Genomic DNA, 16,337 nt, shown 5'->3' with positions numbered 1-16,337 from the left:
GAACATGACCCGTGATCACGGCGGCAACCTCGACGCCGCCATCGCCCGCCTCGGCGGCAGCCCGACCGACTGGCTCGACCTGTCGACCGGGATCAACCCCGACCCCTACCCCCTGCCCACGATCCCGGCCGAGGCCTGGGCGGTGCTGCCGCGCAAATCCGACATGGCGCGGCTCTGCGACGCCGCGTCCCGCGCCTATGCCACCCCGGCCCGCGTCATTGCGGTGAACGGCGCGCAGGGCGCGATCCAGCTGGTGCCCTGGCTGGCGCGACCGGGGCGGGCAGCGGTGCTGGCGCCCACCTACAACGAACACGCCGCCGCCCTGCGCGCCTGTGGTTGGCAGGTGGCCGAGGTGGCGACGCTGGACGCGCTGCGCGGCACCGACCTGGCGGTGGTGGTCAACCCCAACAACCCCGATGGGCGGCGGCATGCGCCTGAGGCGCTGCTGGCCCTGGCGCAGCAAGTGGGCCTGCTGATCGTCGACGAGAGCTTTGCCGATCCCGAGCCGGAACTCTCTATAGCCGGGCAGATGCGCGACAATCTCGTGGTGCTGCGGTCCTTCGGCAAGTTCTACGGGCTGGCCGGGCTGCGGCTGGGCTTTGCGCTGGCCCAAGGCGATCTCGCCGACAGGCTGGGCGAAATGGCCGGCCCCTGGCCCGTCTCCGGTCCTGCGATCGAGGTCGCCAGCGCGGCCTTGGCCGACCGCGACTGGCAGGCGCGCTGCATCACCCGGCTGACCGAGGGCGCGGCGCGGCTCGACGCACTGGCGGCAGAGGCCGGCTGGACCCCCATCGGTGGCACGCCGCTGTTTCGCACCTACACCACGCCGGACGCTTCCGCCGCGCAGGAGACACTGGCACGGCACCGCGTCTGGTCGCGCATCTTTCCCTATTCCGACAGCTGGCTGCGCCTCGGCCTGCCGCCGGGCGAACGCTGGGCGCAGCTCGAAGCGGCGATGCGCGCGCTCTAGAACTCCACGCCCTTCTGCGCCTTGATCCCGTCGCGGAACGGGTGCTTAACCAGCGTCATCTCGGTCACCAGATCCGCCGCCTCGATCAGCTCGGGCTTGGCATTGCGGCCGGTCAGGCAGACATGGGTCATCGGCGGCTTCCTGTGCAGCAGGAAGTCGACCACCTCGTCGATGTCGAGGTAGTCATAGCGCAGCGCAATGTTGATCTCGTCGAGCAGCACAAACTGTATCTCGGGGTCGAGGATCTGCTCCTGCGCGATCTTCCAGCCGTTTTGCGCCGCGGCGATGTCGCGTTCGCGGTCCTGGGTCTCCCAGGTGAAGCCCTCGCCCGAGACGAAAAACCGGCACTCCTCGGCAAAGCGGGTGCGGATCATCTCGGCCTCGCCGGTGATCCAGTTGCCCTTGATGAACTGCACCACGGCGCAGGGCATCTGGTGCGCGATGCAGCGCAGAATCATCCCGAAGCCGGACGAGGACTTGCCCTTGCCCGGCCCGGTATGGACCATGATCAGACCTTTCTCTTCGGTCTTGCCGGCCATCATCCGGTCGCGCGCGGCCTTGATCTTCTTCATCTTCTCGGCGTGGCGGGCGTTGGTCTCTGCGTCATTTTGGTCGGACATGGCGGCAGGGCTCCTTGACAGCGAATGGGTTTTCGCAGCATGTCGCACCCAGTTGGTGCCTGTGTAAACAGGTGAAAAGGGAATGTGCAGCCAAGGGGGAGCGCCCCCGCGGTCAGGCACAGCCGCCCCCGCGACCGTGAACCGGAGAGGGCCCCACCGCCACTGGCAGCATTGCCGGGAAGGCCGGGGACCATGGGCCAGGGCCCATATCCGCAAGCCGGGAGACCTGCCAACGCAGACGATGACGAACCGGACGGGGTGTTCCGGGCTCGGATGCGTGGCATCCTGCCACCCCCGCGCGCACCCCCTGAAATGGAGATGACCATGAGCGCGCCTGTCGAACTGCTGATCTGCGTCAAATGCCGCAGGGGGCAGGAGATCCCCGAAGACGACCGCCGCCCCGGCCAGCGTCTCTATGACGAGGTCACCGCCCGCGACCTGCCCGATCAGGTGAGCGTCACCGCCGTCGAATGCCTGCAGAACTGCGAGGCCGGCTGCACCGTGGCGCTGCGCGGCGGCGACCGCTGGACCTATCTGTACGGAAACCTCGACGAGACGTCGCATCCCGACATGCTGATCGAAGGCGCGGCGCTCTATCACGCGGCAGCCGACGGGCTGATCCCCTGGCGCCAGCGACCCGACCATTTCAAGCGCAACTGCATCGCGCGCATCCCACCCCTGACCGTAAAGGCCGCCGAATGACCGATCTCGCAAAACTCCCCGTCACCGTCATCACGGGCTTTCTTGGCTCCGGCAAGACCACCCTGGTGCGTCATCTGATGCAGAACCCCGGCGGCCGCCGGCTGGCCGTGGTGGTCAATGAATTCGGCGATGTCGGCGTCGATGGCGAGATCCTCAAGGGCTGCGCCATCCCCGACTGCCCGGCGGAAAACATCATGGAACTGGCCAACGGCTGCATCTGTTGCACCGTGGCGGATGATTTCATCCCGACAATCGAGGCGCTGATGGCGCTCGATCCGCGCCCCGACCACATCCTGATCGAGACCTCCGGGCTGGCGCTGCCCAAGCCGCTGCTCAAGGCCTTCGACTGGCCCGATATCCGCTCAAAGATCACTGTCGACGGCGTCATCGCGCTGGCCGATGCCGAGGCGGTGGCGGCCGGCCGGTTCGCGCCTGACGTGGCCCGCGTCGATGCGCAGCGCGCCGCCGATGACAGCCTCGACCACGAGACCCCGCTGTCGGAGGTCTTCGAGGACCAGATCTCCTGCGCCGACATCATCCTGCTGACCAAGCCCGACCTTGCCGGTCCCGAGGGTGTCGCCAAGGCCCGCGAGATCATCGCTGCCGAGGCGCCGCGCCCGCTGCCGGTGGTCGAAGTGGCCGAGGGCGTGGTCGATCCGCGCGTCATCCTCGGTCTGGAAGCCGCCGCCGAGGACGACATGGAGGCCCGCCCCAGCCACCACGACGACCATGACGACCACGAGCACGACGATTTCGACTCCGTCGTCATCGACATCCCCGAGCTGGCCGACCCGGCCGATCTGGTGGCCCGGATCGAGACCCTGGCCAAGAGCCAGAACATCCTGCGGGTCAAGGGCTATGCCAGCGTCACCGGCAAGCCGATGCGCCTGCTGGTCCAGGCGGTGGGCGCGCGGGTGCGCCACCAGTACGACCGGCCGTGGAAAGCCGATGAGCCCCGCCAGGGCCGGCTGGTGGTGATCGCCGAGCATGACGATGTGAACCCCGATGCGATCCGCGCCGTGCTGGGCGCGGTCGCGCAAGCCGCCGAATAACGTAGGGTGGGTTTGTAACCCACCTCCAGGACAGCCGATGCACGTCATCTTTCGCGAAAGCCATGGTCTCGACGAGACCGCCACCCCGACCGACCTGGGCCAGTCCCCGGCGGATCTGGTGGTGCTGTCGTTCTCCGACAGCGACCTCGGCGCTTTCGCGGAAGGCTGGCGGCGCGGTCAGGCCGGGCTTCCGAGCTTGCGGCTCGCCAACCTCTCGGCGCTGTGCCATCCGCTGTCGGTCGATACCTATGTCGAGCAGACGCTGGCCGGCGCCAAGGGCATCCTGATCCGGCTGATCGGCGGTACCTCCTATTGGGACTACGGGCTGCAGCAGGTGCAGGCGCTGGCCGAGCAGAAGGGCATCGCGCTGGCGGTGCTGCCCGCCGATGGAAGGCCCGATCCGCGGCTCGAGGCGGTCTCGACCCTGCCGGTCTCGACCCTGCACCAGCTGAGCCATCTTTGCGACAACGGCGGCGCGGTGGCGGCGCAGGCGGCGCTGCAGCAGCTGGCGCTGGCCGCCGGGCTCTATGCCACGCCGGTGCGCGGCGCCAAGGTGCTGCCCACGGTCGGCGGCTGGACGCCCGAGCACGGGCCGGGCTGCCCGCTGGCCGATCTCGGAGAGCCGTGGCCCCAAAAAGACAGCGCCCTGCGAGACGGGAGCGTGAAAACGCGGGGCCTGACCGGAGGGACGACCGGAAAGCTGAAAGACAGCGCGGACCCGGCGGCCGGCCAAAGCCGCATCCTGATCGTCTTCTACCGCTCCTATGTGGTCGCCGCCGACATGGCGCCGATCGACGCATTGATGCAGGCGTTCCGCGTCCGCGGCCACCACGTCCGCGCCCTCTTTGCCCCCTCGCTCAAGGCCCCCGAGGCCGCTGGCTGGCTGCGCCGCCAGGTGCGCGCCTATGCGCCCGACGCCATCGTCAACGCCACCGCCTTTTCCGGCAAGGGCGCCGAGGGGTCCTCGCCGCTCGATGCCAGCGGGGTGCCGGTGTTTCAGGCCGCGCTGGCGACCTCGACCCGCAAGGCCTGGGCCGAGGCCGATCGCGGGCTCTCGCCGGCCGATCTGGCGATGCATGTGGTGCTGCCTGAGGTCGACGGCCGGCTGACCGGCGGCACCATCTCCTTCAAGGAGCCGGAAGAGCGCCACCCCGAGCTGCAATTCGCCCGCCATGTCCACCGGCCCGATGCCGACCGGATCGCCGCCTTGGTGGCGCGGGTGCAGGGCTGGCTCGACCTCGCGGCGCGACCACCGGCGGCGCGCCGCCCGGCGCTGGTGCTCTCGACCTATCCCGGCAAGGATTGGCAGATGGGCCATGCGGTGGGCCTCGACGCCCCCGCCTCGGCCCGCGCCATCCTGTCTGACCTGCAGGGCGCAGGCTACGACATCGCGCCAGTGCCGGACGCCCTCGACACCCGCCTGCTGGCCCGCGAGATGCAGCTGCCGCTGGCCGATTATGCCGCGCTGCTGCAGTCCCTGCCGCAGACCCTCCGCGACGACCTGCAGGCCGCCTGGGGCGCGCCCGAGACCGACGCCGATTGCCACGACGGCGCCTTCCGCTTCGCCGCCCTCACCCTCGGCAAAGCGCTCATCGCCCTGCAACCCGAGCGCGGCACGCCCGCGACCCGCGACGACGACTACCACGACCTCGCCCGCACCCCGCGTCATGCCTATGTCGCCTTTTACCTCTGGTTGCAGCGACAGGCCGACGCGCTGGTCCATATCGGCGCCCATGGCACGCTGGAATGGCTGCCGGGCAAATCCGTCGCCCTGTCGCGCGCCTGCTGGCCCGAGGCGCTGACCGGCGCCCTGCCGGTGCTCTACCCGTTCATCGTCAATGACCCCGGCGAGGCGGCACAGGCCAAGCGGCGGATCGGCGCGGTGACCCTCGGCCATGTGCCGCCGCCGCTGAAGGACAGTTGCACGCCCGAGCGCTTTGCCGCGCTGGAAAGCCTGCTCGACGAGTTCTCCAATGCCGACGGGCTCGACCCGAAGCGCCGCGACCGGCTGCAGGGCGACATCCGCGCCGAGGCCCGGGCGCTGGGGCTTGAGGAGGATCTCGGTCTTGACCGCGCTAGCTCGACCGCCGAGGCGCTCACCCGGATCGACCGTTTCGTCTGCGACATCAAGGAAAGCCAGTACGGCGACGGTCTGCACATCTGGGGCCGGCCCGACAGCGCGCCCGCTGCCGAGGCGGAAACCGCAGCCGGACCCCAGAGCGCCCCCACCGCCGCGCCGCTCACCGCCAGCGCCGCGGCCGAGCGGCAGGCGCTGATCGATGCCCTCGACGGCCGGCGGATCGCGCCCGGCCCCTCGGGCTCGCCCTATCGCGGGCGGAGCGATGTGCTGCCCACCGGCCGCAACCTCTTCACCACCGATCCCCGCGCGGTGCCGACCCGTGCCGCCCATGCCCAGGGCGTGACGCTCGCCGAAGAGCTGGTCCGCCGCCATCTGCAGGACGAGGGCGACTGGCCGCGCGGGCTGATCGTCGATCTCTGGGGCTCGGCCACCATGCGCACCGCCGGCGAGGAATTCGCCATGGCGCTGCATCTGCTCGGCGTCAAACCGGTCTGGGACACGGGATCCGAGCGCGTTTCCGGCATCGAGGTGCTGCCGATCGCCGAGCTCGACCGGCCGCGGATCGACGTCACCCTGCGGGTCTCGGGCCTGTTCCGCGATGTCTTTCCGACGCTCTCGGCGCTCTTTGCAACGGCTGTCCGGGCGCTGGAGGCACGCGACGAGGCCGCCGACTGGAACCCCTACGCCGGACGGTCGGTGGGCGCGCGGGTCTATGGCCCGGCGCCGGGCAGCTTCGGGCTGGGCATGGGCCATGCCACGGAAACCTATACCGAAGACGCCCGCGCGCAGGCCGGCGAAGCCTGGCTCAAGGCCTCGTCCTGGGCGCTCGACGGCGATGCGGCGGTGCGCGACGCAGCCGGCATCCGCGACCGGGTGCAGCAGGCCGACAGTTTCGTGCACCTGCAGGACCTGCCCGAGACCGACCTGCTGCTGGCCGCCGATTACGCCGCGCATGAGGCCGGCTTTGCCGCCGCACAATCGGTCACCGGCGGGCGGGCGGCGCTCTATCACCTCGACAGCACCGATCCCGGCCAGCCCCGCGCGCGTAGCTTGCGCGAAGAGATCGCCCGCGTGGTGCAGGCCCGCGCCGCCAACCCCGGCTGGATCGCCGGGATGCGCCGCCACGGGTTCCGCGGCGCCGCCGAGATCGCCGCGACGCTCGATCACATGGCAAGCTTTGCCCATCTGGCGCGCGTTGTCGGCCCGCATCTCTTCGACGCCTACCATGACGCCACCCTGGGCGATCCGCAGGTCGCGGCCTTTCTGCGCGCGGCCAACCCGGCGGCGCATCAGGCGATGCTGGACAGGTTCCGCGCCTTGCAGGCCGCCGGGCTCTGGCAGACCCGCCGCAACTCGATCCGCGCCGCGCTGGAGGCCGACGCATGAGCGCGCCGGTGGTCAGGGGTTCAAGCGCCAAGGGCACGATCGCCAAGGGTTCAATCGTCAAAGGCCCGATCGTCAAAGGCCCGATCGTCAAAGGCTGGTGCCCCGGTGCGCATCGCCCGATGCTCTCGGGCGACGGCCTGCTGGTGCGGGTGCGGCCGTTTCGCTCAGAGCTGAACGCGGCGCAGGTGCTGGCGCTCTGCGATCTGGCAGAGCGTTTCGGCAACGGCATGATCGACCTCACCTCGCGCGCCAACCTGCAGATCCGTGGCGTCTCGGAACCCGACCACCCGGCGCTTCTGGCAGAGCTCGCCACCCTCGGGCTGATCGATGACGACCCGGCGGTCGAGGGTCACCGCAACATCCTGATGCCGGCGCTGCGCGATGCCGCCGGGCTGAGCGCCCGCCTGCATGACGCGCTGCTGGCGACCCTGCCACAGCTGCCGGACCTGCCCGAGAAGATGGGCTTTGCCCTCGACACCGGCCGCGCTGCGATCCTGACCGAGGCCTCCGCCGATATCCGCTTCGAGCTGGATGCGGTCGGCCAGCTCATCCTGCGCGCCGATGGCAGCGCCCGCGGCCGCGCGATCCCCGAGGCCGAGGCGATGGCGGCGCTGATCGCGCTTGCGCGCTGGTTCACCGAGACCGGCGGGCCTGCCAATGGCCGCATGGCCCGCCACCTGCGCCAGACGCCGCTGCCGCCGGAGTGGACCACCACCGCCCCGCGTGACCCCGCCCCGGCCCCCGCGCCGGGGCCTCTGCCCGAGGGCACCCTGCTCGGCGCCGCCTTTGGCAAGCTTGCCGCCCCGGCCCTGCGCGCCCTGATCGCGACCAGCGGCACCCCCGGCCTGCGGCTGCTGCCCGGCCGGCTGGTCCTGCTGCTGGAGGCCCGCCCCGGCGACACGCCCTTCGTCACCGCCCCGGACGATCCGCTGATGCGCGCCCATGCCTGCCCCGGCGCGCCGTTCTGCCCGCAGGCCACGGTCGCCACCCTCGACCTCGCCCGCGAGCTCGCGCCCCGGACGCGCGCCACCCTGCATGTCTCGGGCTGCGCCAAGGGCTGCGCCCATCCCCGCCCCGCCGCGCTCACCCTCACCGGGCGCGAAGGGCGTTTCGATCTTGTCCGCGACGGAGCGCCGTGGGACAGCCCTACCGCCCGCGCGTTGACCCCGGACCAAGTAAAAGAGAGCCTCTGAATGCCCTACGATTACGAAAAAGACGGCGCCGCCATCTATCGCCAGAGCTTTGCCACCATCCGGGCCGAGGCCGATCTGGCGCGGTTCGACCCCGAGGAAGAGCCGATCGCGGTGCGGATGATCCACGCCGCCGGCATGGTGGGGCTCGAGGAGCACATCCGCTTTTCCCCCGGTTTCGCCCGCATCGCCCGCGAAGCGGTGGCGGGTGGCGCACCGATCCTTTGCGATGCGCGCATGGTTTCCGAAGGGGTGACCCGGGCGCGATTGCCAGCTGACAACGCCGTGCTCTGCACGCTGCAGGCCGAGGGCATCCACGATTTGGCGCGCGAGATGGGCAACACCCGTTCGGCCGCGGCGCTGGAGCTCTGGCGGCCAAAGCTCGCAGGCGCGCTGGTGGCGATCGGCAATGCGCCCACCGCGCTCTTCCACCTGCTCAACATGATCGAAGACCCCGATTGCCCGCGCCCGGCGGCGATCATCGGCTGCCCGGTCGGCTTTGTCGGCGCGCGCGAGAGCAAGGATGCGCTCTGGGCCGATCAGCCGGTGCCCTGCTGCATCGTCGAGGGGCGCCTCGGTGGCAGCGCGATCACCGTCGCCGCGATCAACGCCATCGCGAGCCGCGCCGAATGACCGCGTTTGCCTCCAATCTTGGCCCCAATCATGCCCCCGATCTCGGCTCTGATCTCGGCCCTGATCCCGCTTCCAGGCGCGGCCCCGATCTTGGCACCATCTGGGGCGTCGGCCTCGGCCCCGGCGATCCCGAGCTGATGTCGGTCAAGGCCGACCGGCTGCTGCGCGAGGCCCGCCATGTGGCGTTCTTTCGCAAGGCCGGCCGCGAGGGCCAGGCGCGGCGCATTATCGACGGCATGCTGCGGGCGGATGTTTCCGAGATTGCGATGGAATACCCCGTCACCACCGAAATCCCGCTGAGCGATCCACGGTATAACGAACTGCTCTCGGCCTTCTACGAAGAGAGCGCCGCACGGCTGCGGGCGCTGTCGCAGGCGGGCGAGGAGGTGGTGGTGGTCTCAGAGGGCGATCCGTTCTTCTATGGCTCCTTCATGCATCTGCACAGCCGGTTGAGCGCGACCTGCCCGGTCGAGGTGGTGCCGGCGATCACCGGCATGTCCGCCGCCTGGGCCGCGACCGGCGCGCCGATCACCTGGGGCGATGATGTGCTCTCGACGCTGATGGGCACCCTGCCGGAGGCCGAGCTGGTCGACCATATGCAACGGGCGGATGCGCTGGTGGTGATGAAGATCGGCCGCAACATCGACAAGATCCGCCGCGCCCTGAAGCAGGCCGGGCGCTATGACGCCGCCTGGCTGGTGGAATATGCCGCCATGCCCGGCGAGACGGTGCAGCGGCTCTCCGAGGCCGAGGACAAGATCACCCCCTATTTCTCGATCATCGTGGTGCATGGACAGGGGCGGCGGCCATGAGCGGCAGTGTCACCATCGCCGGTCTCGGCCCCGGCGCCGAGGCCCTCGTCACCCCCGAGGTCAGCGCCGCGCTGGCGGAGGCCACCGATGTGGTGGGCTATATCCCTTATGTCGCGCGGGTTGCCGCGCGGCCGGGGCTGACCCTGCACCCGTCGGACAACCGGGTCGAGCTCGACCGCTCGCGCCATGCGCTGGAGATGGCCAGCGAAGGGCGGCGCGTCGTCGTGGTCTCCTCGGGCGATCCCGGCGTCTTTGCCATGGCCTCGGCGGTCTTCGAGGCGGTGGAGGCCGGGCCGGACGCCTGGCGCGATCTCGACATTCGCGTGCTGCCCGGCATCACCGCCATGCTCGCCGCCGCCGCCCGCGCCGGCGCCCCGCTGGGGCATGATTTCTGCGCCATCAACCTGTCGGACAACCTCAAGCCCTGGGCGCTGATCGAGAAACGCCTGCGGCTGGCGGTCGAGGCGGATTTCGCCATGGCCTTCTACAACCCGCGCTCGAAATCGCGGCCCGAGGGCTTTGTGCGCACGCTCGACATTCTGAAAGACGCCTGCGGCGACGCCCGCCCGGTGATCTTTGCCCGCGCCGTCAGCACCCCCGACGAGGCGTTGCGGGTGGTACCGCTGCCCGACTGCCGGCCCGAAATGGCCGACATGCGCACCGTGGTCATCGTCGGCAGCGCGACCACCCGGGTGATCGCGCGGGACGGCGCGCCCTTCGTCTATACCCCCCGCTCGGTCGCGCCATGAAGCCAGGCCAGCGCCGCCTCGACGGAATGCGCCTCGGCGCGCGGCGGGATCGCCGGCCGGTCGATCATGATCACCGGCAGGCCGAGCGCACGGGCTGCGTCGATCTTGGCGCGCGCGCCGCTGCCGCCGGCGTTCTTCGAGACCACCAGCTCGATGCGATGGTCTGTCAGCAGCTTCAGGTCGGCGTCGCGGGTAAAGGGCCCGCGATCGACCACCACGTGATGCTCGGGAAAAGGCAGCGGTTCGGCGGGCGGGTCGACCAGCCGCAACAGGTAGGCATGCTGCGGGTTCGGCGCGAACTCCGCCAGATGCATGCGCCCGACGGCGAGCATCACCCGCGCCGCCGGCCGGTCGAGCTCCGCCACCGCGCCGGCGATGTCGGGCACGCGGATCCAGTGGTCCTCAGGCCCTTGTTCCCAGGCAGGCCGGGTCAGCGCCAGCAATGGCACGCCGGTCTCGGCGCAGGCGGCGACCGCATTGGCGCTCATCTGCGCGGCAAAGGGATGGGTGCCGTCAATCACATGGGTCACGGCAGTCTCGCGCAGGTAGCCTGCCAGCCCCGCGATGCCGCCAAACCCGCCCGAGCGCAGCGGCAGGCCTTGCGGCGCCGGCCGCTCCACCCGACCGGCGAGCGAGACCGTGCCGCGCAGACCGGCCTCGGCCACGGCGCTGGCCAGCCTGCGGGCCTCGGTGGTGCCGCCGAGGATCAGAAGGTTCACGGTCATGGCTGAGGCTCCCTGGCTGACGATCATCGGTCTGGGCGAAGATGGCCCGGCCGGGCTCTGCGCTGCAAGCCGTTCCGCGCTGGCGACGGCGGAAATCGTCATCGGCCCGCCGCGGCACCTGTCGCTGATCGAGACCGGCGCCCGGATCATCGAATGGCCGGTGCCGTTTGCCCAGGGCGTCGCCGAGGTGATGGCCCTGCGCGGAAGGCCGGTGGTGGTGCTGGCCTCGGGCGATCCCTTCTGGTTCGGCGCCGGCACCACCCTGACCCGCGATCTGGCGCCGGGCGAATGGCGCGCCTTTCCCGGCCGCTCGACCTTTTCGCTGGCCGCAAGCCGGCTGGGCTGGCCGCTGGAGCGCACGCTCTGCCTTGGCCTGCATGCCGCGCCGCTGAGCCGGTTGCGGCCGCATCTCGCGCCGGGCGCCCGGATGATCCTGCTGCTGCGCGATGGCGATGCCGTGGCCGCGCTTGCCGCCTACCTGCGCGAGACCGGCTTTGGCGCCTCGGAGGTGACGGTGATGCAGGCGCTCGGCGGGCCGCGCGAGCGGGTGACAGACGGTTCGGCCGAAACGCTGGAGGGGGTCTTCGCCCACCCGGTCTGCGTCGGCGTCGAAGTGGCAGGGGCAGGCGCGGTGCTGCCGCGCGCCAGCGGTCTGCCGGATGCGCTGTTCGACAGCGACGGGGTGATGACCAAACGTCCGGTGCGGGCGCTGACCCTCTCGGCGCTGGCCCCGCGGCCGGGCGAGCATCTGTGGGATATCGGCGGTGGGTCGGGGTCCATCGGGATCGAATGGCTGCTGTCGGATGCGAGCCTGCAGGCCACCGCGATCGAGCCCCGCGCTGACAGGATCGCGCTGATCGAGGGCAACGCCCGCGCGCTCGGCGTCGACCGGCTGAGGGTTGTGAAGGGCAAGGCGCCCGACGCCCTGATGGATCTGCCGAGGCCCGATGCGGTTTTCATCGGCGGCGGGCTGTCGGAGGCATTGCTCGCGGCGCTGGAGCCGCTGGACACCCGCATCGTCGCCAATGCGGTGACGCTGGAAAGCGAGGCGCTGCTGGTGGCGGCGCAGGCGCGGCGTGGCGGCCGGCTGATGCGGGTGGAGATCTCCGAGACCGTGGCCATCGGGCCGAAACGCGGCTGGAAACAGGCGTTTCCGATCACCCAGTGGAGCTTTCCATGATCGTCGCGGGCTTCGGCTTTTCCACCCGCGCCACGCTGGCCTCGCTGCGTGACGCGCTGGCGCAGACCGGTGGCACGCCGGAGGCGCTGGCCACCGCCCACGACAAGGCGGCGCAGCTTGCGCCGCTGGCCGATGACCTCGGCTTGCCGCTGCGCCGCGTCTCCGCCGAGGCGTTGACCGCGCAGGACACGACCACCCGCTCCGCCGCCTCGCAAACCACCCGCGGCACCGGCTCTGTCGCCGAGGCCGCAGCATTGGCCGCGGCCGGCCCCGGTGCGCGGCTGATCGCGCCGCGCACCTTCTCATCCGACCGGCTGGCGACCTGTGCGCTGGCCCGGTCGTCCGCCCAAGGAAAGACCCCATGACCGTTCATTTCATCGGCGCCGGCCCCGGCGCGCCCGACCTGCTCACCCTGCGCGGCCGCGACATCATCGCCAGCTGCCCGGTCTGTCTCTATGCCGGCTCGCTGGTGCCCGAGGCGGTGCTGGCGCATTGCCCGGAGGACGCGCGGATCGTCAATACCGCGCCGCTGAGCCTTGACGAGATCATCGCCGAGATCCGCGCCGCCCATGACGCCGGACAGGATGTGGCGCGGCTGCATTCCGGCGATCTCTCGGTCTGGTCGGCGATGGGTGAACAGCTGCGCCGGTTGCGCGCTCTGGATATCCCCGTTTCCGTCACCCCCGGGGTGCCGGCTTTTGCCGCCGCCGCCGCCGCGCTTGGCGCCGAGCTGACCCTGCCGGGGCTGGCGCAATCGGTGGTGCTGACCCGCACGCCGGGCCGCGCCTCGAAGATGCCGGCGGGCGAGACGTTGACCAATTTCGCCGCCACCGGCGCGACCCTGGCGATCCATCTGTCGATCCAGAATCTTGAGACCGTGGTCGCCGACCTGACCCCCGCCTATGGCGCCGCCTGCCCGGTTGCGGTGGTCTATCGTGCCAGCTGGCCGGACCAGCAGATCATCCGCGGCACGCTGGCCGATATCGCGGACCGGCTGGCCGAGGGCATCACCCGCACCGCGCTGATCCTCGTCGGACCGGCGCTGGCCGGCGAAGGCTTTGACGAGAGCTGTCTTTACGCGGTGGACTATGACCGCCGCTACCGGCCGCAAAGCGCCGAGAGCGCATGGTCGGACTGGACCCCGGACACCGAGACCGAGAGCGAGACCACGTCATGAGCGCCGGGCTGCTGATCTCCGCCCCCTCCTCGGGCACCGGCAAGACCACGGTGATGCTCGGGCTGCTGCGGGCGCTGGCCGAGGAGGGGATGGTGGTGCAACCGTTCAAGTCTGGCCCCGATTACATCGACCCGGCGTTTCATCGCGCGGCCTCGGGGCGGCACAGTTTCAACCTCGACAGCTGGGCGATGGGGCCGGGGTTGTGGCAGGCGATCGCCGGTCAGGCCGCGGGCGCCGACATCTGCATCGCCGAGGGCTCGATGGGGCTCTACGACGGGGTGGCGACACGCGGCCAGCAGGGCTTTGGCTCCAGCGCCGAGACCGCGCAGGCGATGGGCTGGCCGGTGGTGCTGGTGCTCGACGTCGGCGGGCAGGCGCAATCGGCGGCGGCCACGGCACTGGGGTTCCGGCAGTACATGCCCGACCTGCCCTTCGCCGGGGTGATCCTCAACCGCTGCGCCTCGCCCCGCCACGAACGGCTGACCCGGCTGGGGATGGAACGCGCCGGGATGCCGGTGCTGGGGGTGCTGCCGCGGCGCGGCGACCTGACCCTGCCGGAACGCCATCTCGGGCTGATCCAGGCGGTGGAGCACCCCGACCTCGAAGCCGCCATCGCCGGCTATGCCAGCTTCCTGCGCGAGAACGTCGATCTGGAGGCGATCAAGGCGGCGGCGCGGGGCCATGCCCTGCCCGCGCCTGCTGCCCTGCCCCGCCCCCCGGCACAGCGCATCGCCATCGCCCGCGACGCGGCCTTCAGCTTCACCTATCCGCATCTGCTCGAAGGCTGGCAGGCGGCGGGGGCCGAGATCCGGCCATTCTCGCCGCTGGAAGACGAGGTTCCGGATCCGGGGGCCGATCTGGTCTGGCTCCCCGGTGGCTATCCCGAGTTGCACGCCGGCACGCTGGCCGCAGCCACCAGGTTCCGCGCCGCCCTGCGCAAACACGCCGAGAGCAAGCCGGTGCATGGCGAATGCGGCGGCTACATGGCGCTTGGGGCGGCGCTGATCGACAGGCAGGGGACCCGCCACGAGATGGCCGGGTTGCTCGGGCTGGTGACCTCCTATGAGACCCGCAAGTTCCACCTCGGTTATCGCCGCGCCACGCTGAGTGCACCGATGCCCGGGTTTGACGCCGGGGCGGCGCTGCGCGGCCACGAGTTCCACTACTCGACGATCCTCGACCAGCCCGACACGCCGTTGGCGCAGGTCACCGACGCCGATGGCACCCCGGTGCCCGAGACCGGCTCGACCCGCGGCACGGTCACCGGCACCTTCTTTCACCTGATCACCGGCGAGGATCCGCAATGACCGGCTTTGTCTCCTTCGTCTCTTCCGGTCCCGGCGATCCGGAGCTATTGACGCTCAAGGCGGTCGACCGGTTGAAACGCGCCGACGCGGTGCTGTTCGACGATCTGTCGTCTGGGCCGATCCTCGACCATGCCCGCAGCGGCGCCGACATGGTGGCCGTGGGCAAGCGCGCCGGCCGGCCCTCGCCACGACAGGACCATGTCAGCCGGCTGCTGGTGGATTACGCGCAGCTCGACCAGCGGGTGGTGCGGCTGAAATCCGGCGACAGCGGCGTCTTTGGCAGGCTCGAGGAAGAGATCACCGCGCTCAAGGCCGCGGGCATCCCCTACGAGATCATCCCCGGCGTGCCCTCGGCCAATGCCGCCGCCGCCGCCGCGGGCATTCCGCTGACCCGCAGGCTGACCGCCCGGCGGGTGCAATATGTCACCGGTCACGATGTCACCGGTGCCCTGCCAGAAGACGTCAATATGGCGGCACTGGCTGATCCGGGCGCGACTACCGTGGTCTTCATGGGCAAGCGCACCTTTCCGAAACTGGCGGCGCGTCTGATCGCGGCCGGCCTGCCCCCCGAGACGCCGGCGATTCTGGCCGAGGCGGTCAGCCGGCCGGACCAGCAGATCAGCCGCCACACCGTGAGCGCGCTGTCAGACCGTTTGGCGCGGGAAACCGGCGACCAGCCGGCGCTGATCCTCTACGGACCCCTGGCAGAGAGCTGATTTGACAGTTTGTGCTTGCCCCGGCCCCGTGCCGCTGGCTACACCGGAGGGGCATGGTGTCACCTTGGTGACCTCAGGGAACCGGGTGCAAGACCCGGACTGCCCCCGCAACTGTGAGCGGCGAGCGCAGAGGCATGACCACTGGCGGCGACGCTGGGAAGGGCCTTCGCGCGCAATGACCCGCAAGTCAGGAAACCTGCCATGCATCGCCGGGCCACGGCCCGATCCATCCCGCTGCCGGAGGGGCAGCACCTGTATGAAGGATTGACCATGCATATCGAACCGGGCGTTGTCGACGCCGCCAAAATGGGCCTTGCCAGTGTCACCGCCGCCGGCGCCGCCGGCTATACCGCCAAGCTGGCGCTGAGCGATCTGCGCGCCAGCAACCCCGTCGCCTTTGCAGCGCGCGCCGCGCTGGCCACCGTTGGCACCTTCCTCTGCTTCGAGGTGCTGCCGCATTTCGTCGTCGGCGTGTCCGAAGTGCACTTCATCCTCGGCACCACCCTGTTCCTGCTGCTGGGCGCCGCCCCGGCCGCGCTGGGCCTGGCCTTCGGCCTGCTGCTGCAGGGCATGTTCTTTGCGCCCACCGACCTGCCGATGTATTTCGTCAACGTGACCACCCTGCTGGTGCCGCTGTTTGCCGCCTCGGCGCTGGCGCGGCGCGTGGTGCCGGCCGGCACCGCCTTCACCGACCTGAAATACGCCGACGTTCTGAAATTCTCGGCCACCTTCCAGGGCGGCGTGGTCGCCTGGGTGGCGTTCTGGGTGTTCTACGGCCAGGGCGTCTCGGCCGACGTCATGCAGTCGGTGCTGGCCTTCGGCGGCGCCTACATGATGGTCGTGCTGATCGAGCCGCTGGTCGACCTGGCCGCACTGGCGGCGGCGAAATCCGCCCGCGACACCGGCTTTGCCCGCATCCTGTCGCCGCGGCTCTTCACCGCCGGCTGATCGGGCCAAAGGCTCTACATCCGGCCCGGACCCTTCGCGGGGTTCGGGCCGTGTCATGTCCGGAGACGACAGATGATCCAAGACCTCTGG

The 16,337-nt window shown here is 70.6% G+C and carries 16 protein-coding genes and 2 riboswitches; of the genes, 14 read left to right on the top strand and 2 right to left on the bottom strand.

Annotated elements, in window-relative coordinates:
* Positions 1–4 precede the first annotated feature (4 nt).
* Positions 5–970, top strand: a complete 966-nt coding sequence (gene cobD, locus VOI27_RS09775) for a threonine-phosphate decarboxylase CobD (RefSeq protein WP_323765263.1) — start codon at positions 5–7, stop codon at positions 968–970.
* Here cobD and cobO read toward each other — a convergent pair.
* Complete coding sequence (gene cobO / locus VOI27_RS09770; protein WP_323765147.1) at positions 967–1,590, bottom strand: cob(I)yrinic acid a,c-diamide adenosyltransferase; 624 nt, start codon at positions 1,588–1,590, stop codon at positions 967–969. The two genes, cobD and cobO, sit on opposite strands and share 4 nt — an antisense overlap.
* Before the next feature lie 36 nt (positions 1,591–1,626).
* A riboswitch (cobalamin riboswitch) is annotated at positions 1,627–1,839 on the top strand.
* A 75-nt stretch (positions 1,840–1,914) separates the two neighbouring features.
* On the opposite strand from cobO, the gene VOI27_RS09765 reads away from it, so the two are divergent.
* Genes VOI27_RS09765 through cobJ form a run of 7 tightly spaced genes read left to right on the top strand, consistent with a single transcriptional unit; the run spans position 1,915 to position 10,194 of the window.
* On the top strand, positions 1,915–2,292 hold the full coding sequence (locus tag VOI27_RS09765) for a DUF1636 domain-containing protein (protein WP_323765146.1): 378 nt from the start codon (positions 1,915–1,917) through the stop codon (positions 2,290–2,292).
* Positions 2,289–3,344, top strand: coding sequence for a cobalamin biosynthesis protein CobW (cobW, locus tag VOI27_RS09760; protein ID WP_323765145.1), 1,056 nt, complete (start codon positions 2,289–2,291; stop codon positions 3,342–3,344). Before VOI27_RS09765 ends, cobW begins: the two co-directional genes overlap by 4 nt.
* Before the next feature lie 37 nt (positions 3,345–3,381).
* The gene (cobN, locus tag VOI27_RS09755; protein ID WP_323765144.1) at positions 3,382–6,810 is read left to right on the top strand and encodes a cobaltochelatase subunit CobN; all 3,429 of its coding nucleotides are present in this window, start codon (positions 3,382–3,384) and stop codon (positions 6,808–6,810) included.
* Complete coding sequence (locus VOI27_RS09750) at positions 6,807–8,003, top strand: cobalamin biosynthesis protein CobG (protein WP_323765143.1); 1,197 nt, start codon at positions 6,807–6,809, stop codon at positions 8,001–8,003. The genes cobN and VOI27_RS09750 overlap by 4 nt, the downstream gene beginning before the upstream one ends.
* Positions 8,004–8,633 (top strand): precorrin-8X methylmutase, encoded by a 630-nt coding sequence (locus VOI27_RS09745; RefSeq protein ID WP_323765142.1) that lies wholly within the window; start codon positions 8,004–8,006, stop codon positions 8,631–8,633.
* Entirely contained in the window at positions 8,630–9,445 is an 816-nt protein-coding gene (locus tag VOI27_RS09740) for a precorrin-2 C(20)-methyltransferase (protein WP_323765141.1), read from the top strand. Before VOI27_RS09745 ends, VOI27_RS09740 begins: the two co-directional genes overlap by 4 nt.
* The gene (gene cobJ / locus VOI27_RS09735; protein WP_323765140.1) at positions 9,442–10,194 is read left to right on the top strand and encodes a precorrin-3B C(17)-methyltransferase; all 753 of its coding nucleotides are present in this window, start codon (positions 9,442–9,444) and stop codon (positions 10,192–10,194) included. Before VOI27_RS09740 ends, cobJ begins: the two co-directional genes overlap by 4 nt.
* On the opposite strand, the gene VOI27_RS09730 is transcribed toward cobJ, so the two are convergent.
* Positions 10,167–10,919: a cobalt-precorrin-6A reductase gene (locus VOI27_RS09730; protein ID WP_323765139.1), complete on the bottom strand. Its 753-nt coding sequence runs from the start codon at positions 10,917–10,919 to the stop codon at positions 10,167–10,169. The two genes, cobJ and VOI27_RS09730, sit on opposite strands and share 28 nt — an antisense overlap.
* Between VOI27_RS09730 and cbiE the strand changes: the two genes are divergently transcribed.
* The 6 genes from cbiE to VOI27_RS09700 all read left to right on the top strand — a co-directional run bounded on the left by cbiE (position 10,918) and on the right by VOI27_RS09700 (position 16,247).
* Positions 10,918–12,099: a precorrin-6y C5,15-methyltransferase (decarboxylating) subunit CbiE gene (gene cbiE / locus VOI27_RS09725; RefSeq protein ID WP_323765138.1), complete on the top strand. Its 1,182-nt coding sequence runs from the start codon at positions 10,918–10,920 to the stop codon at positions 12,097–12,099. The genes VOI27_RS09730 and cbiE overlap by 2 nt on opposite strands.
* Positions 12,096–12,464, top strand: coding sequence for a cobalamin biosynthesis protein (locus VOI27_RS09720; protein WP_323765137.1), 369 nt, complete (start codon positions 12,096–12,098; stop codon positions 12,462–12,464). Before cbiE ends, VOI27_RS09720 begins: the two co-directional genes overlap by 4 nt.
* Entirely contained in the window at positions 12,461–13,276 is an 816-nt protein-coding gene (cobM, locus tag VOI27_RS09715) for a precorrin-4 C(11)-methyltransferase (protein WP_323765136.1), read from the top strand. The genes VOI27_RS09720 and cobM overlap by 4 nt, the downstream gene beginning before the upstream one ends.
* The gene (locus tag VOI27_RS09710; protein ID WP_323765135.1) at positions 13,273–14,583 is read left to right on the top strand and encodes a cobyrinate a,c-diamide synthase; all 1,311 of its coding nucleotides are present in this window, start codon (positions 13,273–13,275) and stop codon (positions 14,581–14,583) included. Before cobM ends, VOI27_RS09710 begins: the two co-directional genes overlap by 4 nt.
* Positions 14,580–15,299, top strand: coding sequence for a uroporphyrinogen-III C-methyltransferase (gene cobA / locus VOI27_RS09705; RefSeq protein WP_323765134.1), 720 nt, complete (start codon positions 14,580–14,582; stop codon positions 15,297–15,299). The genes VOI27_RS09710 and cobA overlap by 4 nt, the downstream gene beginning before the upstream one ends.
* Before the next feature lie 37 nt (positions 15,300–15,336).
* A riboswitch (cobalamin riboswitch) is annotated at positions 15,337–15,518 on the top strand.
* Positions 15,519–15,569: 51 nt separating this feature from the next.
* Complete coding sequence (locus tag VOI27_RS09700) at positions 15,570–16,247, top strand: energy-coupling factor ABC transporter permease (RefSeq protein ID WP_323765133.1); 678 nt, start codon at positions 15,570–15,572, stop codon at positions 16,245–16,247.
* Positions 16,248–16,337 lie beyond the last annotated feature (90 nt).

Source organism: Marinovum sp., assembly GCF_034669705.1.
GTDB lineage: Bacteria > Pseudomonadota > Alphaproteobacteria > Rhodobacterales > Rhodobacteraceae > Marinovum.
Note: the sequence above shows the minus strand (reverse complement) of the source record. Positions and strands in the feature narration are given on the sequence as shown.

Excerpts from the sequence above, each read along its gene's own strand:
- VOI27_RS09750 (WP_323765143.1), top strand. The coding sequence starts at position 6,807 with ATGAGCGCGCCGGTGGTCAGGGGTTCAAGCGCCAAGGGCACGATCGCC.
- VOI27_RS09700 (WP_323765133.1), top strand. The coding sequence starts at position 15,570 with ATGCATATCGAACCGGGCGTTGTCGACGCCGCCAAAATGGGCCTTGCC.
- VOI27_RS09720 (WP_323765137.1), top strand. The coding sequence starts at position 12,096 with ATGATCGTCGCGGGCTTCGGCTTTTCCACCCGCGCCACGCTGGCCTCG.
- VOI27_RS09745 (WP_323765142.1), top strand. The coding sequence starts at position 8,004 with ATGCCCTACGATTACGAAAAAGACGGCGCCGCCATCTATCGCCAGAGC.
- VOI27_RS09765 (WP_323765146.1), top strand. The coding sequence starts at position 1,915 with ATGAGCGCGCCTGTCGAACTGCTGATCTGCGTCAAATGCCGCAGGGGG.
- cobA (WP_323765134.1), top strand. The coding sequence starts at position 14,580 with ATGACCGGCTTTGTCTCCTTCGTCTCTTCCGGTCCCGGCGATCCGGAG.
- cobJ (WP_323765140.1), top strand. The coding sequence starts at position 9,442 with ATGAGCGGCAGTGTCACCATCGCCGGTCTCGGCCCCGGCGCCGAGGCC.
- cobM (WP_323765136.1), top strand. The coding sequence starts at position 12,461 with ATGACCGTTCATTTCATCGGCGCCGGCCCCGGCGCGCCCGACCTGCTC.
- cobN (WP_323765144.1), top strand. The coding sequence starts at position 3,382 with ATGCACGTCATCTTTCGCGAAAGCCATGGTCTCGACGAGACCGCCACC.
- cbiE (WP_323765138.1), top strand. The coding sequence starts at position 10,918 with ATGGCTGAGGCTCCCTGGCTGACGATCATCGGTCTGGGCGAAGATGGC.
- cobW (WP_323765145.1), top strand. The coding sequence starts at position 2,289 with ATGACCGATCTCGCAAAACTCCCCGTCACCGTCATCACGGGCTTTCTT.
- VOI27_RS09730 (WP_323765139.1), bottom strand. The coding sequence starts at position 10,919 with ATGACCGTGAACCTTCTGATCCTCGGCGGCACCACCGAGGCCCGCAGG.
- VOI27_RS09740 (WP_323765141.1), top strand. The coding sequence starts at position 8,630 with ATGACCGCGTTTGCCTCCAATCTTGGCCCCAATCATGCCCCCGATCTC.
- cobD (WP_323765263.1), top strand. The coding sequence starts at position 5 with ATGACCCGTGATCACGGCGGCAACCTCGACGCCGCCATCGCCCGCCTC.
- VOI27_RS09710 (WP_323765135.1), top strand. The coding sequence starts at position 13,273 with ATGAGCGCCGGGCTGCTGATCTCCGCCCCCTCCTCGGGCACCGGCAAG.
- cobO (WP_323765147.1), bottom strand. The coding sequence starts at position 1,590 with ATGTCCGACCAAAATGACGCAGAGACCAACGCCCGCCACGCCGAGAAG.